9 protein-coding genes are annotated in these 15,743 nt (G+C 61.1%); 6 read left to right on the plus strand and 3 right to left on the minus strand.

Annotated features, from left to right (window positions below; translation table 11 throughout):
* Positions 1 to 138 precede the first annotated feature (138 nt).
* The 4 genes from BMZ66_RS18155 (at position 139) to BMZ66_RS18170 (ending at position 6,255) form a co-directional block, all read left to right on the plus strand.
* The gene (locus BMZ66_RS18155) at positions 139 to 912 is read left to right on the plus strand and encodes a rhamnogalacturonan acetylesterase (protein WP_092676909.1); all 774 of its coding nucleotides are present in this window, start codon (positions 139 to 141) and stop codon (positions 910 to 912) included.
* A gap of 235 nt (positions 913 to 1,147) precedes the next feature.
* Positions 1,148 to 1,954 (plus strand): rhamnogalacturonan acetylesterase, encoded by an 807-nt coding sequence (locus BMZ66_RS18160; protein ID WP_092676912.1) that lies wholly within the window; start codon positions 1,148 to 1,150, stop codon positions 1,952 to 1,954.
* 59 nt (positions 1,955 to 2,013) lie between these two features.
* The gene (gene mgrA / locus BMZ66_RS18165; protein WP_092676914.1) at positions 2,014 to 3,015 is read left to right on the plus strand and encodes an L-glyceraldehyde 3-phosphate reductase; all 1,002 of its coding nucleotides are present in this window, start codon (positions 2,014 to 2,016) and stop codon (positions 3,013 to 3,015) included.
* A 360-nt stretch (positions 3,016 to 3,375) separates the two neighbouring features.
* Positions 3,376 to 6,255 carry a glycoside hydrolase family 2 protein gene (locus BMZ66_RS18170; RefSeq protein ID WP_092676916.1) on the plus strand — a complete coding sequence of 960 codons (2,880 nt, stop codon included), beginning with the start codon at positions 3,376 to 3,378 and terminating at the stop codon, positions 6,253 to 6,255.
* 324 nt (positions 6,256 to 6,579) lie between these two features.
* On the opposite strand, the gene BMZ66_RS18175 is transcribed toward BMZ66_RS18170, so the two are convergent.
* The 3 genes from BMZ66_RS18175 to BMZ66_RS18185 form a co-directional block, all read right to left on the minus strand.
* Positions 6,580 to 7,623, minus strand: coding sequence for a glycoside hydrolase family protein (locus tag BMZ66_RS18175; RefSeq protein ID WP_143080274.1), 1,044 nt, complete (start codon positions 7,621 to 7,623; stop codon positions 6,580 to 6,582).
* Positions 7,624 to 7,779: 156 nt separating this feature from the next.
* Positions 7,780 to 8,721 (minus strand): glycoside hydrolase family 43 protein, encoded by a 942-nt coding sequence (locus tag BMZ66_RS18180; protein ID WP_092676918.1) that lies wholly within the window; start codon positions 8,719 to 8,721, stop codon positions 7,780 to 7,782.
* Between the two features lie 345 nt (positions 8,722 to 9,066).
* On the minus strand, positions 9,067 to 10,404 hold the full coding sequence (locus tag BMZ66_RS18185; RefSeq protein WP_092676920.1) for a rhamnogalacturonan acetylesterase: 1,338 nt from the start codon (positions 10,402 to 10,404) through the stop codon (positions 9,067 to 9,069).
* 517 nt (positions 10,405 to 10,921) lie between these two features.
* Between BMZ66_RS18185 and BMZ66_RS18190 the strand changes: the two genes are divergently transcribed.
* Positions 10,922 to 13,849 (plus strand): glycoside hydrolase family 2 protein, encoded by a 2,928-nt coding sequence (locus tag BMZ66_RS18190; RefSeq protein WP_092677132.1) that lies wholly within the window; start codon positions 10,922 to 10,924, stop codon positions 13,847 to 13,849.
* A gap of 469 nt (positions 13,850 to 14,318) precedes the next feature.
* Positions 14,319 to 15,662 (plus strand): DNA/RNA non-specific endonuclease, encoded by a 1,344-nt coding sequence (locus tag BMZ66_RS26140; protein WP_234795151.1) that lies wholly within the window; start codon positions 14,319 to 14,321, stop codon positions 15,660 to 15,662.
* The last annotated feature ends 81 nt before the right edge of the window (positions 15,663 to 15,743 follow it).

Below are 15,743 nucleotides of genomic sequence, written 5' to 3' on the forward strand. Positions count from 1 at the left end.
ACAGGCCTCCGAAAACCTGATTCTCCAGCTACAGGTAGGTGCAGGACACGTCAGCTTGCTTTACAGCCAACATTTGGGTGCTGAAGCAGCTCCCGAAACTTCCTGCCCCGCGCTGCTGCCGAAATCTCCTTCGCATTTATGCTCGCCAAACCCCTCTACTACTTCGCTGCAGCCAGCCTGCTTTTCCTGCTGCTGGGCTTCGCTAAGCCACGGCCGCGCCCCACGCTCTTCCTCATCGGCGACTCCACGGTGCGCAACACCAATGCCCCCCAAATGGGCTGGGGCAATGTCATTGCTGCGCACTTCGACACCACGCGCCTGCGAGTGCAGAACAATGCCATGGCTGGCCGCAGCACCCGCACCTTCATCAGCGAGGGGCGTTGGGACAAGACGGTGGCCGCCCTCCGGCCCGGCGACTTCCTCATCATGCAATTCGGCCACAACGAGGGCAGCGCGCCTGACACCAGCAAGGCCGGCCGCCGCGGCGTGCTGCGCGGCACCGGCCCCGAAACCAAGGCCCTGGTATGGCCCGACGGCCGCCCCGAAACTGTGAACACCTACGGCTGGTACCTGCGCAAATTCATACGCGAAGCCCGGGCCAAGGGCGCCACGCCCATTGTAGCTTCCATGATTCCGCGCAACGAGTGGAAGGACGGCAAGGTAATTCGGGCCAGCAGCGACTTCGGCAAGTGGGCCGCCGAAGTAGCCCAGCAGGAGGGCGTGGCCTTCATCAACCTCAACGAACTCACGGCCCTGAAATACGACAAGCTGGGCCCCGAGGAGGTAAGGAACTTCTTCCCCGGCGACCACACCCACACCAACGAAGCCGGCGCCCGCGTCAACGCCGAATCGGTAGTCGACGGCATTAAAAGCAACCGAAAAATCGCTCTCAAGAAGTACCTGAAAAAATAGAACGGATGTAGAGACGCAAAATTTTGCGTCTCCGATACCGCGCCGTTGAAATGAATAGGAAGTAAGCACCGCGTAGCGCGGACTTTTAGTCCGCGACTCTTCTCGGCCAAGCGGTTCGCGGACTAAAAGTCCGCGCTACGTTTGCAGGTGCGGTGTAACTAAAAATGTCATTCAGCCAACTCGTTCAACGCCGAGACGCCAAGTATGGCGTCTCTACAGCCGTTCTGAATAAATTATGAAATCAACTAAAATCAATTTAGTCCTCGGCTTGCTGCTGGTGGTGCTGGGCTCGGCCTGTATGCGGATGCCCCAGGCCCAGCGCAAGCCCACGCTCTTTCTCATCGGCGACTCGACCGTGAAAAATGGCAAGGGCAAGGGCGACGGCGGCCTCTGGGGCTGGGGCAATTTCCTGCCTGCCAGCTTCGATACCACCCGCATCCACATCGAAAACCACGCCTTGGGCGGCACCAGCAGCCGCACCTTTCAAACCCGCGGGCTGTGGGACGCCGTGGAGGCCAGAATCCAGCCCGGCGACTTCGTTATCATGCAGTTTGGGCACAACGACGACGGGCCCCTGGCCGATACCGCCCGCGCCCGCGGCACCATCAAGGGCAACGGCGAGGAAAGCCAGGAAGTGTACAACCCCATCTTGAAAAAGCAGGAAGTGGTGCACACCTACGGCTGGTACCTGCGCAAATTCATTGCCGACACCCGAGCCAAAAACGCCACGCCGGTGGTGTGCTCGCCCATTCCGCGCAACTCCTGGCAGGGCGGCAAGGTGACCCGCGCCACCAACGGCTACACCAAATGGGCCGCCGAAGCCGCTAAACAAGGCGACGCTTACTTCATCGACCTCAACCAGCGCGTGGCCGACCAGTACGACCAGGACGGGGAGGCTCTGGTGCGGAGCACCTATTTCAACACCACCGACCACACCCACACCATCGAGGCCGGGGCCCGGCTCAACGCCAAGGCCGTGGCCAAGGGAATCAGGTCCAACAAGAAGCTGAAGCTGCGTGGGTATTTGCGCAAAAAGTCTTAATCTCGGCTTTCCAAAACGCGGCGGGCGCTCCGGCCGCCACTCCTTTTGCTCCACAGCCCATGCACTACCTGCCCAATGCCGCCCGCTACCACGATATGCCCTACCGCCGCTGCGGCCGCAGCGGGCTAAAGCTGCCGGCTCTGTCGCTGGGTTTGTGGCACAACTTCGGCGAGGTCGACGTGCTGGCCACCGGGCGCCGCACCCTGCACCGGGCCTTCGACAGCGGCGTTACCCACTTCGATTTGGCCAACAACTACGGCCCGCCGCCCGGCTCGGCTGAAACCAACTTTGGCCGGGTCCTGCGCGAAGACTTTGCCAGCTACCGCGACGAGCTGATTATCTCCACCAAAGCCGGCTACCTCATGTGGCCCGGCCCGTACGGCGAATGGGGCTCCCGCAAATACCTCGTCTCCAGCCTCGACCAGAGCCTGAAGCGCATGGGCCTGGAATACGTCGACATTTTCTACCACCACCGCCCCGACCCCGACACGCCCCTGGCCGAAACCATGGCCGCCCTCGACCATGTGGTGCGCCAGGGCAAGGCCCTGTACGTAGGCCTGTCGAACTACCAGCCTGCCGAGGCCCGCGAGGCCTTCCGCCTGCTGCGCGAGCTTGGCACGCCCTGCCTCATTCATCAGCCCAAATACTCGATGTTTGAGCGTTGGGTGGAAGGCGGCCTGCTCGACTTGTTGGAGGAAGAAGGCGTGGGCTGCATCCCGTTTTCGCCGCTGGCCCAGGGCCTGCTCACCGACAAGTACCTGCACGGCATTCCCGCCGATTCGCGTGTGGCCAAAGGCGTGGGCTTCTTGCAGGAAAGCCAGCTCACGCCCGAGCGCCTCGACCAGGTGCGCCGCCTGAATGAGGTGGCCCAGGCCCGCAGCCAGAGCCTGGCTCAAATGGCGCTGGCCTGGCTGCTCAAAGACGAGCGGGTTACTTCCGTGCTCATCGGTGCCAGCCGCCCCGAGCAGCTTACCGATTCGCTGGGCTGCTTGGGTAATATCAGTTTTAGCGTTGAGGAGCTGGGGTTAATAGAGGGGATTCTGCAGCCGGAGGCGATGTAGAAAATTTGAAAGTCTAGTTATGCAGGTTGTGCTGCGGGAAGAACGTCATGCAAAGCGCAGCGAAGCATCTCGCTCGCCCCGTCTGTCATGCTGAGCTTGCGAAGCACCTTCTCACGTCTCAACGATTCGTTTTGCGGGGATAAGATGCTTCCTTCGTCAGCATGACAGGCGATTGGGTTTGCCACCACACGCGAGATGCTTCGCTGCGCTCTGCATGACGTTCCATCCCCCAACAGCAAAAGCCCAAGCGAAACCCACCAAAAGCCAAATGGCAGGAAGGTACAGGAAGCCGGGACTGCTAGCAGCTGGTTTCTTCGGTGCACCGAGCGGGCCACCGCGAGGTCCACTCACTACCGTCTTATGCTTGCTAAAACATTCTGCTCTTTCCTGTTAAGCCTGGTTCTGCTGTTGCCATTGGCCGCCAAAGCCCAGCAGCCGGCTACCCAAAAGCAAATCCAGTACCTCTCCGGTACCGACAACCGCCGGACCGTGAAGTGGGATTTTTACTGCACCGGCGGGCGCAAAAGCGGCTACTGGACCACTATTGCCGTGCCCTCGTGTTGGGAGCAGGAAGGTTTTGGCCTCTACAACTACGGCCGCGACTACAAAACCTACGGCAAGAACTTCCGCTTCGCCGACGAGCAGGGGCTTTACAAGCACAGCTTCACGGTGCCGGCCAGCTGGCGCGGGCGCCGCATCGAAATCGTATTTGAAGGCTCGATGACCGACACCGAAGTGAAGGTGAACGGGCAGGTGGCCGGGGCCGTGCACCAGGGCGCGTTCTACCGCTTCAAGTACGACATCACCGACAAGCTGAAATACGATGCGCCCAATGTGCTCGAAGTGAAAGTGAGCAAGATGTCGGCCGAGCCCACCGTGAACAACGCCGAGCGCCTAGCCGACTACTGGGTGTTTGGCGGCATTTTCCGGCCGGTGTATCTGCAGTCTTACCCGCAGCAGTTTTTGGAGAATGTGGGCATTGATGCCAAGGCCAACGGCTCGTTTGCGGTGCGCGCCAACGTGCGCAACCTGCGCCAGGCCGGGCAAGTGCAGGCCGATATTCTCGACGCCACCGGCCAGGTGGTGAGAACCGCCCGCGCCGAGGTGGCGGCCAATGATACCGTGGTGCGCTTGGCCACTACGCTCCGCAACCCGCGCCAGTGGACGGCCGAAACGCCCAACCTCTACCGCACCCGCCTCACGCTGCGCAACGGCTCCGAAACCCAGTACCAGACCACCGAGCAGTTCGGCTTCCGCACCATCGAAATCCGGCGTGGCAAGGGCGTTTACGTGAACGGCACGCAGGTGAAACTGAAAGGCACCAACCGCCACAGCTGGTGGCCCGAAACCGGCCGCACCCTCAACGACTCCATCCACCTGGCCGATGTGAAGTTGATTAAGGAGATGAACATGAACGCCGTGCGCATGTCGCACTACCCGCCCGACGCCAAGTTTCTTCAGCTCTGCGACTCGCTGGGCCTGTACGTGCTCGACGAGCTGGCCGGCTGGCAAACGGCCTACAGCACCAAGGCCGGCGAGCCGTTGGTGCGCGAAATGGTGCTCAAAGACCAGAACCACCCCAGCATCATCTTCTGGAGCAACGGCAACGAAGGCGGCACCAACAAGGAGCTGGACGACGACTATGGCCGCTACGACTTCTCGAACCGGCCCGTGATTCACGCCCACCACAAGCCCGGCAACGAGCACAACGGCATCGACACCAACCACTACGAGAACTTCTACAGCACCCAGAAAATCCTGGCCGACTCGCTCATTTACATGCCCACCGAATTCCTGCACAGCCAGGACGACGGCGGGGGCGGGGCCGGCCTGGCCGACCTGTGGGAACTGCACTGGAAGGCCCAGCGCTCGGCCGGCGGCTTCCTGTGGGCCCTGGTGGATGAGGGCATTGTGCGCACCGATCAGAACAACATCATCGATGTGAACGCCGTGAACGCGCCCGACGGCGTGGTTGGCCCGCACCGCGAGAAGGAGGGGAGCTTCTACGCCATTCGGGAGATTTTCTCACCGATAAAAATCCGTCTGAAGGAGTTGCCCGCCAAGTTCAACGGCAGCGTGGACGTGGAAAACCGCTACCACCACACCAACCTCAACCAGTGCTTTTTTCAGTGGGAGCTGGTGAACTACCGTAAGCCCAACGACCCGTTTGCGGGCAGCATCACGGGCAAGAAAAGCCGCATCAAAAGCCCTGCCGTGGCCCCGCTGGCCGTCGGCAAGCTGAAGCTGGAGCTGCCCAAAGACTGGAAAAACTACGATGCCCTGGTGCTTTCGGCCTACGACCCATTTAAGAACCTGGTGTATAAATGGACCTGGAAAACCGGCAGCAACGCCAAACTGCTCGACGGCGTGCTGGCCCTGCAGGCCAAGGACACCAAGGCCGTTGAAGTCACAGAAATCGACACTGCCCTGACGGTGAAAGCCAGCAACATCACCGTTACGTTCAGCAAAACCAATGGCCGCATCATGGCCGTGACCGGCAACAACGGCGACCGCCTTTCCTTCACCAACGGCCCCGTGCTGGTGGCCGGTACTTCCAAATTCACCGGCCTGCAGCACCGCACCGAGGCCGACGGCGAGGTAATCGAAGCCAGCTACACCGGCGACCTGAAGGCCGTGCGCTGGAAAATGCACGGCAACGGCTGGCTGCGCATGGAGTACGAATACGCCCTCAGCGGCGACCATGCCTTTGCCGGCATCAGCTTCACTTACCCCGAGAACTTCGTGATTGGGGCCAAGTGGCTGGGCCAGGGCCCGTACCGCGTGTGGAAAAACCGCCTGCAGGGCGTGAGCACCAACGTGTGGGAAAATGCCAACAACAACACCCACACGGCCGCCGCCCCCTGGATTTACCCCGAGTTCAAAGGCTACTTCGCCGACATTGCCTGGATGGAGATGAACACCGTGGAGGGCAAGTTCCTCATCGCCAGCCCCGATAAAGGCTTATTCATTCGCCGGTTCAACTTCTACGGTTTGTCCGGTATCAAGCCCGCGCCCGGCCTGCCCAACGGCGATATTTCCTTCCTCGACGCCATCCCGCCCATCGGCACCAAGCTGGGCCTGAACATCGACAACAACCCCAAGAACCTGGGCCCCGACAGCGAAACCAACCACCTGAGCGGCGCGCCAATGAAGCGCACGCTGTTCTTCTACTTCGGCCTGGCCCCGGCCGATAGCAAGCCGCAGCCTTATACCGCGCCGGTGAAGGACGATTTGTTCTAGGGGCGGGGCCTCACACGGGGGAACCTCACCCCCGACCCCTCTCCAAAAGAAAGGGGAGCCACGGTAGCGCCTTTGTCATTGCGAGGAGGCACGACGAAGCAATCCGTCCTGGTCTCAGCGACGAAGTTTATAATGCGACAAGCCCTACCGGGTACGACCCCGGCACTGCGCAGTGCCGGGGTCGTACCCGGTAGGGCTTGTCGTTTCAGTGAAGTGTCTGGTTTTGTCAGGACGGATTGCCGCGCTACGCTCGCAATGACAGGCGTCAGGCTCCCCTCTCTTTTGGAGAGGGGCCGGGGGTGAGGTTCCCCCGCGTGCGGCTCTTCACGGCCGGAGCAGCCGCACAAACGTCAGTTTGTCCCGGTCACATGTCAGCTTACCGTCCTTAAACTCCAACTCCACCACCTGAATCACGCTGCGCTTAGCGACAATGCTGTTAGCCGGCGCGGGGCTGGCTTTGCTACGGCCGGGATGCGTGAAGTAGAACAGGAAAGCGCGGTTGCCGCTCACCACCACGTCGGGGTGGCCGCCGATGGCCTGGTCGTCCGGCCCTTTGCCGGGGGCTTCGAGCAGGCGTTCGGGCTGGGGCTGCCAGTGTTGGAGGTCGGTGGAGTGGTACACGGCCAGGCCCTGCCACTTGTCGATAATCATCCAGTACTGGTTGTGCCAGCGGAAGACTTTGGGGCCTTCGCCGCGCTCGTTCAGGGCTTGGCCGTGGTCGGTCCATCGCTGCAGGTCGGGGCTGTCGGCGTAGTAGATGGATTTGTGGTCCCGCTCGTTGTTGTACCACAGGCGCCAGGTGCCGTCGGGCAGCCGGAACACGCTGGCATCAATCACTTTGTCGGTGACCAGGGGCAGGGTTTGCACGTAGCGCCAATTCCGCAAATCGGAGCTGCTAAGCTGGACGATGACGCGCGGGTGGTTCCAGTCGTTGAACGTGCCGGGCACGTAGGTCAGGAACATGTGGTAGGTGCCCTTGTCCTCCACAATATCCGGGGCCCAGTGGGTGTAGCCGGGGTGGGGGCGGTAGGCTATGTTGGCCGTGTCGCGGTATTGCCAGGTGGTGCCGCCGTCCGCCGATTCGGCGATGCCGATGCGGGTGCCGTGCACCCACGTGACCCCGGTAGCAGTGGTATCGGTGGCCCGGCGGTTGGTGTAGAACATCCACCACTTCCCAACCTGCTTGTTCCAGATAATGACCGGGTCGGCTGCGCCATCAAATATGGGGTCGCGAAACAACGGCTTGGGCGCGGGCTTAACTGCTCGGGAAGCTTTTGCAGCTTGAGCAGTGGCAATTGATTTTTGGGCTACGACTTGGGTAGAAGTTGCCAACAGGGCGAAGCACAGAAAAATGTAGAGGGGTTTCATTAATTACAGAACGGTCATGTCGAGCGCAGCCGAGACATCTCGCTCGCATCGTTGAAACGATTAGATTACTACCTCACGCGAGATGTCTCGGCTGCGCTCGACATGACGGCCGAGCTCCACTCTGTTCTCTCTGGTTTCATCCAGTTTCATGGGCGGTTACTGCTGCTCCAGCAGCTTCAGCTCTTTGGCCGACACGCGGAACACCGTGCCGTGGCGCAGTCCTTTGGGCACGGTGAGCTGGTCGGAAATATCAGTCCAGTTCACGAGGTCCGTCGATTTTATGAGGCCGTATTTGTGGTCACGGTACTTGTCGAAACACACCAGCCACTCCTTGCCGAGCTTAACGGGGGCCGGGCCCTCGGCCCAGTAGTTGCCGGTGATGGGGGCCGAGGCCTTGCCATACGGCCCGGTAAGCTGGTCGCTGAACGCCACGCGCAGATTTTTCTGGGCCGGCTCGCGGGTTTCGTCCTTCAGAAACATCACAAACCGCTTGCCGTCGGGCTGAATGCTGGAGTCAATTACATTGAAGCCCGGCTCGTAGAGCAGCGTGGTTAGGGTGTAGGTTTTGAAGTCCTTGGTCGTGGTCGAGTAGATGCGGTGGTTGTAGCCGGCGTCAGCAGTGCTCTGGGTTTCCGGAAACTTGCCGGTGATGGTGGTGGCCCAGTAAATGAGGTAGGTTTTGGTGCTGGGGTCGTAGGTGATTTCCGGGGCCCAGCAGTTGCGGGCGCCGGCTTCCTGCTGCATCACGGGCAAAAACTGCTGCTCCGACCAGTTGATGAGGTCTTTGGAGCTGGCGTAGCCAATGCCCTTGTCCTGCCAGCTCACCGTCCAGACCATGTGAAACAGCCCGTCCTGCCCGCGAATGATGCAGGGGTCGCGCATGAGCTTGTCCTTGGCCACGGTGGGGCGCAGGAACGTGCTGTCGCCTTTCAGAGCCGTCCAGGTGTAGCCGTCGCGGCTGCTGGCCAGGTGCAGGCCGTCTTGGCCGTTGCCTTTGAAGTAGCAGAAAACAAGGGCTTCGTTCTTTTTCAGCGGGGCCTGTGCGTGGGTGGTGGCAGTTGCTAAGCTGAGCGCAGCGAGGAATAGGAGGGATTTCATTGAGGTTGAGGTAAACGGGTTATGCCTTTTTCAAGGAGCGGTGCGCAAAATGCGGTCATAATTTGAACGGCCATGTTGAAGAAAGCACGTCAAGCCGAGCGTAGCCGATGCATCTCGCGTGCAGCAGTAAACCCAGTCAATCGTCTGTCATGCTGAGCTTGCGAAGCATCTTCTCACGCCACAACGATTCGTTCAGCGGCGATAAGATGCTTCGCAAGCTCAGCATGACAGGCGGTTGGATTACTACTCCGAGCGAGATGCTTGCCTAAAGCGACCTGCGGTTCGACTCCGCTCAGCATGACGAGCCATCCAGCATGGCCGCCTCAATAGCAAAACGTCCACACGTTAATTCCCATCCGGCTTCACCACTGTGCTGCGGGGGCTGTCGGGCCACTGCCAGCTGGCCAGGGCGTCAGGCTTGGCGGGGTCAAACGCCGGCAAGTCGTTGCGCAGAAACTTCACCAGCCCCAGCTTGTTGGCTTTGATGCCTTCCACCACGCACTTGGCAATCTCAAAGGCGCCGTAGGGGTTAAAGTGGGTGTTGTCGGCCAGGTCCTGGGTTTGGCCGGGGTAGGTGTTGGCCAGGTAGTGCACGAAAGCTTTCTTCGACTCTTCGGGGCCGATGGCTTCGTAGAGCTGCGTGGTCATGGCGTTGAGGTCAATTAGGGCCACGCCTTCTTCCTGGGCCACTTTGCGGGCGGCGGCGGGGTAGTCGCCGAGGCTATTTTCAATCTTGCCAGCGGCCCCGAACGAGCGGCGGCTAGTGGAAGTGACGATGACCGGAATGCCGCCTTTCTTTTTGGTTTCCTGCACAAACAGCCGCAGCCGCTCGGTGTAGGATTTCCAGGGACCGTCGTTCTCACCTTTCTCCTTCTGGTCGTTGTGGCCGAACTCTACGAAGAGGTAGTCGCCGGGCTTCATTACGCTCAGCACCTTTTCCAGTCGTTTCGAGCCCAGGAAGCTGCCCAGGCTTAGGCCCGATTCGGCGTGGTTGGCCACGGCCACGCCGGGCTTGAAGAAGCGCGGAATCATCTGGCCCCACGACGCCCAGGGTTCGTCTTCCTGGTTTACCACCGTGGAGTTGCCGGACAAAAACACGGTTACGGTGGAAGCAGGGGCGGGGGTTATTTCCAGCGCAGCCAGGCAGGTGCGCGAGCCGTTGAATTCCAGCGTGAGCTTGTCGTCCCAGTCGAGCTTGGTGAGTTCACGGGGCTTGAGCTGTACTGTGGCGGTGGGCGAAATCTGGCGGCTTTTAACGTTGACGGTGAAGGTGTGGGTAACGAATTTACTAGGGGCGGTTTCAGTTTTTTGCAGCAGCAGCCGGCGCGATTCGGCTCGCAGGCTGGTGGAGGAGGGGCCTTTCAGGTCGCCCAGGGTCACGGTCACGTTGTAGTTGCCCTCGGGCAAATCCACGGAGAAGTAGAACGGCTTGTCGCTGGTCACGAAGTCGCCTTTCAGCGCGTCCTTGCCGCCGTGGTCTCGGCCCGAAACTGAGGTTTCAAAATCGAAGCCGTAGCCCATGGCGGCGCTGTAGGTGGCGGTGGGCATCACCTGCCGGTAGCCGGGCGCCGCTTTGCCGGGGCCAAAGTCGAACTTAAACGAGGTGCTGAGGGCCTGCGCGGTGGCCGGGGCCGCGCGCAGGAGCGCACCAACCAAAACCGGCGCGAGAAAAAGCCTTTTCATAAAACTGAATAGATGGGAAGGACCGGTGGGCTAAAAGTACCGGCCGCCTAGGGTTGGGCTTTCCTGCACTGTCATGCCCGGGGCGCGACCTAGGGGCTACAGGGCTGCGCGGTGCCATGGCCGGCAGCCCGGAAGAGTGCAGGAGAGTGAGTCTAGGCTTGGCGTTTTCTTTTACTGAGTGGGCTTGAGATGGTCAAGGGGCGTGGGGGCAACTCCTGGCGGGGGAACCTCACCCCCTGACCCCCTCTCCAAAAAAGAGGGGGCACCGGAAATGCTCCTGGCGGATTTAGCAATGGAGTCGTCCTCACGGGCCGGTGCCCCCTCTTTTTTGGAGAGGGGGTCAGGGGGTGAGGTTCCCCCGCGCCGCCTGCCGACCACCCCTGCTCAATATCCACCCACCTGTCCACATATGCCGCTGCTCCAAACTCTCAAATTGCGCTGCCACGCTGCTTGCCACCACTTCCTATGTGTGCGGGCGCTTGGCCTATTCGCGTTGTGGGTCCTTGCCGCCACCGCCATGGCAGCCAGTCCGGCCCCGCCGCGGATGAAATACAATTTCAACCCCGGCTGGGAGGTGCTGGTGGGCGATGCACCCGGCGCGGAGGCCATTGGTTTCGACGATGCCAAATGGAAGACCGTAACGCTGCCCTACGCCTGGAACGAGGACGAAGCCTTCCAAAAAGACATCAAGGACCTGAGCACGGGCATTGCCTGGTACCGCAAGCGCTTCCGGCTGCCCGCTGCCAGCCAGGGCCAGAAGGTATTTTTGGAGTTTGAAGGCATCCGGCAGGCCGGCGATTTTTACGTGAACGGCCAGCTCATTGGCAAGCACGAAAACGGAGTGATGGCTTTCGGCTTCGATATAACCCAGCATCTGCGCCCGGCGCCGGCAGAAAACGTGCTGGCCGTGCGCATCGACAACGACTGGGACTACAAGGAAGCGGCCAGCGGCCAAGGCTACCAGTGGAGCAACCGCAACTTCAACGCCAACTACGGCGGTATTCCCAAAAACGTGTACCTGCACGTCACCAGTCCGCTGCACCAGACGCTGCCGCTGTTTGCGGGACTGGGCACCACCGGCGTGTATGTGTATGCTCAGGACTTCGATGTGGCCGCCGGCGAGGCGACAATAACAGCCGAATCGCAGGTGCGAAACGACGGTTCCGCTGCCCAAACCTTCGCCTACGAAGCCACAGTGGCCGATAAGAACGGCAAAATCATCGGCACCATGCGCGGGCTCGAAACCACCCTGGCTCCCGGCGAAACCAAGACGGTGCAGGCCCGCGCCCGGCTCACCGGACTCAATTTCTGGAGTTGGGGCTACGGCTACTTGTACACCGTCCGGACCCGCCTGCTGATTGATAATAAGGTGACGGACGAAGTGCAAATCCGCACCGGTTTCCGCAAAACCGAATTTGCCAACGGCCACATCAAACTCAACGACCGGGTGATGCAGGTGCACGGCTACGCCCAACGCACCAGCAACGAGTGGCCCGCCGTGGGCCTGGGCGTACCGGCCTGGCTCTCGGATTTCAGCAACGGCCTCATGGTGAGCAGCAACGCCAACCTGGTGCGCTGGATGCACGTGACGCCCTGGAAACAGGACATTGAGAGCTGCGACCGGGTGGGCCTGCCCCAGGCCATGCCCGCCGGCGACGCCGAAAAAGACGTGACCGGCCCCCGCTGGGACCAGCGCCTGGCCCTTATGCGCGACGCCATTATCTACAACCGCAACAACCCGAGCATTCTGTTTTACGAGGGCGGCAACGAGAGCATCAGCGCCGCCCACATGCAGGAGCTCAAGGACATTCGCAACCAATACGACCCCCACGGCGGCCGGGCCATTGGCTCGCGCGAAATGCTCGACATTGCCCAAGCCGAGTACGGCGGTGAGATGCTCTACATCAACAAAAGCGCCGGCAAGCCGCTCTGGGCTATGGAGTACTCGCGCGACGAAGGCCTGCGCAAGTACTGGGACGAGCTGTCGCCGCCCTTCCACAAGGACGGCGCCGGCCCGCGCTACAAAAACGCCCCCGCCGCCGAGTACAACCGCAACCAGGACACCCACGCCCGCGAAAACGTCGTCCGTTGGTACGAATACTGGCGCGAGCGGCCCGGCACCGGCACCCGCAGCAGCGCGGGCGGCGTCAACATCGTGTTTTCGGATACCAACACCCACTACCGCGGCGAGGAAAACTACCGCCGCAGCGGCGAGGTCGACGCCCTGCGCATTGCCAAAGATGGCTTCTACGCCCACCAGGTAATGTGGGACGGCTGGGTGGACCCCGAGCGGGCCCGCACCCACGTCATCGGCCACTGGAACTACCAGCCGGGCGTGGCCAAGGACGTGACGGTGGTGTCGAACGGCGAGCGGGTAGAGCTGTTTCTCAATGGCAAGTCACTAGGCTTGGGCCAGCAAAGCCACCGTTTTATGTTTACGTTCAAGAACGTGGCCTGGCAGCCCGGCACCCTGCGGGCCGTGAGCTACAATGCGACGGGCCAGCCAGCCAGCGAAGCCGAGCACCAAACCACTGGGCCCCCCGTGGCCCTGCGCCTCACGCCCATTACCAGCCCCACTGGCCTGCGGGCCGACGGTACCGACCTAGCCCTGGTGCAGGTAGAGGCCGTGGATGCCCAGGGCCGGCGCTGTCCCACGGCGCTCAACATGGTCAATTTCAGCCTCAGCGGGCCAGCCGAATGGCGCGGGGGCTTGGCCCAGGGTCCCAACAACTACATTCTGGCCAAGAGCCTGCCCGTAGAAGGCGGCGTAAACCGCGTGCTCATTCGCACCACCACCAAGGCGGGCAAAATCACCCTTAAAGCCACTGCAGCCGGCTTGAAAACCGCTACTGTCAGCCTGAGGTCGCAGCCCGTGGCGGTGCAGCACGGCTTGGCCGCCCAACTGCCCGGTACCGATTTGCCGGTAAGTTTGGGGCGCGGCCCTACGCCCGCGGGCCCGGCATTCCGGGTGTCGCGGGTGGCAGTTCCGATAAAAAGCGTGACGGCGAACTCCAACCCCGCCGCCGCGGCCCTGAGCTTCGACGACAACGAGCTCACAAGCTGGGTGAGCGCCCGCCAGCCGGCCGGCCCCTGGATAGAGTACGCCCTGGCCCGCCCCGCCAGCATCGGCGAAGTAGCCATGAAGCTGACCGGCTGGCGCAACAGCACGTACCCCATCCGCATCTTGGTAGATGGCCAGGAGGTTTTCCGGGGCACCACCGAGCGCAGCCTGGGCTATTACACGGCCACCTTTGCCCCGCGCACCGGCCAAACGCTGCGCATCGAGTTGGTGGGCGCCACCCAGGCCAAAGATGCCTTCAACATCACGGAGCTGGATGCCGCCAAACCGGGCGCGCCCGTCACCGACCAGGCCGGCCTGCCCGGCACCCTCGGCTTGGTGGAGGTAGAAGTGTACGAGAAGCCAGCTGCCAGCAAAGCAAACTAAATACTGAACGGTGTAGAGTCGCCACACTTGGCGCCTCGTCGTCCGCGCCGTTAGGGGTAACCAATTGTTAACACAGGAGAACTCTGCCCATGGGGCAGAGCTCGACGCAGCTGCTCGCGTAGGGGAGGAGCTCATACGTGCGGCCACGCGGCAGGATGCTCGGCTGTGCGGCACTATCCCGATAACCTCCTCTATTTGGCTAGAAAATAAAGCTTTACAAGGGTTAATTGAGCAAGGTCGAGCCACCCGGGGTAACCTCTATACACTCTCCTCAAACAGGCTTAGCGCTGGACTTCAGCATAGCATTCCGATAGAATTGCATATTAAACTTTAACAAGTTCGGCTTATAAGGAACCATTGTACATAACAATTGCGTAGTGCCAGCATTCTAACTTTGGGATAGCACTGTTCCAAGGTCAAGGATTTATTAATCGGGAGCCTGTTTGTACTTTCTTCTTATTGCTGGTTTATGCCCAAATACTTACGTAGTTCGCTTCGGTCATTATTACTGCTTTCAAGCCTGGCTTTCCAGCCGGCCCGCGCCGGTGATGGTAGCCCCAGTTCCTTAGTTGCAGTTGCCCCGGCGGCGACCACCACGCAAGAGTCGTTTGACACCGGCAGCAAACCCAATTACCCGGCTGGCACGGTAGCCCTCGGCACTGGCAGCTGGACCTTTACCGACGCCGTACTGGGCAGCAGCCCCGCCGACCGCAAAAACGGCGCCCAGTCCGCCCGCCTGCAGCAAAACGGCAAGCTCACCATGGAGTTTTTCCTGCCCAATGGCGCTTCCACCGTCACGGTGCAGCACGCCATTTTCGGCACCGATGCCAGCAGCAGCTGGGAGCTATGGGCACAGGCCGCCTCCTGCAACTGCGATAAGTGGACCAAGGTGGGCAACACGGTGCTCACCACCACCAACGTGCTGCAGGCCACGTCCTTCACCGTTAATATTTCGGGCAACGTCAAGTTCGAGATTCGCAAGACCTCGGGCGGGGCTGCGCGGCTGAACATCGACGACTTCTCGGTGGTCGACTTCGGCGTGGCACAGCCCTCCGTCGACAACGACAACATGGCCCTTGGCAACCCCAGTGGCGCCATCACCGACATCAGCTACCCCACCAACTACCTGCTGGTGAAGCCCCAGTACGTAATGAGCTACCACCGCGACCGCGGCATTCCCAACTGGGTGAGCTGGCACCTCGACATCGGCGACCGCAATGGCATCGACCGCCAGGACGACTTCCGGCCCGACCCGCAACTGCCCGCCGGCTGGTATCAGGTGACTCAAACCAGCTATTCGGGCTCGGGTTTCGACCGCGGCCACTTGTGCCCCTCGGCTGACCGCACGTCGAGCCTGGAAAACAACTCGGCCACGTTCTACATGACCAACATGATGCCCCAGGCGCCTCAGAACAACCAGGTTACCTGGGGCAACCTGGAAAATTACACCCGCACTTTCCTGCCCAACAACGAGGTTTATATCATTGCCGGCAGCTACGGCGTGGGCGGCACCGGCAGCAACGGCGGCGTCACCAACACCCTCGACCAGGGCCGTGTCACGGTGCCCAACCGCACCTGGAAGGTGATTGTCATTCTGCCCGTGGGCGACAACGACGTGGCCCGCGTCACGAGCAACACCCGCGTCATTGCCGTGGACATGCCCAACATCAACACCCTCAACACGAACTGGGGCGTCTACCGCACCAGCGTCGATGCCATTGAGGCCAGCACCGGCTACGACCTGCTTTCGAACCTGCCCCTGGAAGTGCAGGCCGCCATTGAAGCGCGCACGGACACCGGTCCGACCAACTAGACTCTTTCTTGCCTCTCTTTTTTGAATCGATACAAACGTCTGTATGGCAGTTTTTTATAATAAAAATTCGGGTTTCAGGAA

Source organism: Hymenobacter arizonensis, from assembly GCF_900115775.1.
In the GTDB taxonomy this organism is placed as follows: domain Bacteria; phylum Bacteroidota; class Bacteroidia; order Cytophagales; family Hymenobacteraceae; genus Hymenobacter; species Hymenobacter arizonensis.

What these genes read in the sequence shown, in the direction of transcription:
- BMZ66_RS18155 (WP_092676909.1), top strand. Translation starts at nt 139, where the DNA reads ATGCTCGCCAAACCCCTCTACTACTTCGCTGCAGCCAGCCTGCTTTTC.
- BMZ66_RS18160 (WP_092676912.1), top strand. Translation starts at nt 1,148, where the DNA reads ATGAAATCAACTAAAATCAATTTAGTCCTCGGCTTGCTGCTGGTGGTG.
- mgrA (WP_092676914.1), top strand. Translation starts at nt 2,014, where the DNA reads ATGCACTACCTGCCCAATGCCGCCCGCTACCACGATATGCCCTACCGC.
- BMZ66_RS18170 (WP_092676916.1), top strand. Translation starts at nt 3,376, where the DNA reads ATGCTTGCTAAAACATTCTGCTCTTTCCTGTTAAGCCTGGTTCTGCTG.
- BMZ66_RS18175 (WP_143080274.1), bottom strand. Translation starts at nt 7,623, where the DNA reads ATGAAACCCCTCTACATTTTTCTGTGCTTCGCCCTGTTGGCAACTTCT.
- BMZ66_RS18180 (WP_092676918.1), bottom strand. Translation starts at nt 8,721, where the DNA reads ATGAAATCCCTCCTATTCCTCGCTGCGCTCAGCTTAGCAACTGCCACC.
- BMZ66_RS18185 (WP_092676920.1), bottom strand. Translation starts at nt 10,404, where the DNA reads ATGAAAAGGCTTTTTCTCGCGCCGGTTTTGGTTGGTGCGCTCCTGCGC.
- BMZ66_RS18190 (WP_092677132.1), top strand. Translation starts at nt 10,922, where the DNA reads ATGGCAGCCAGTCCGGCCCCGCCGCGGATGAAATACAATTTCAACCCC.
- BMZ66_RS26140 (WP_234795151.1), top strand. Translation starts at nt 14,319, where the DNA reads ATGCCCAAATACTTACGTAGTTCGCTTCGGTCATTATTACTGCTTTCA.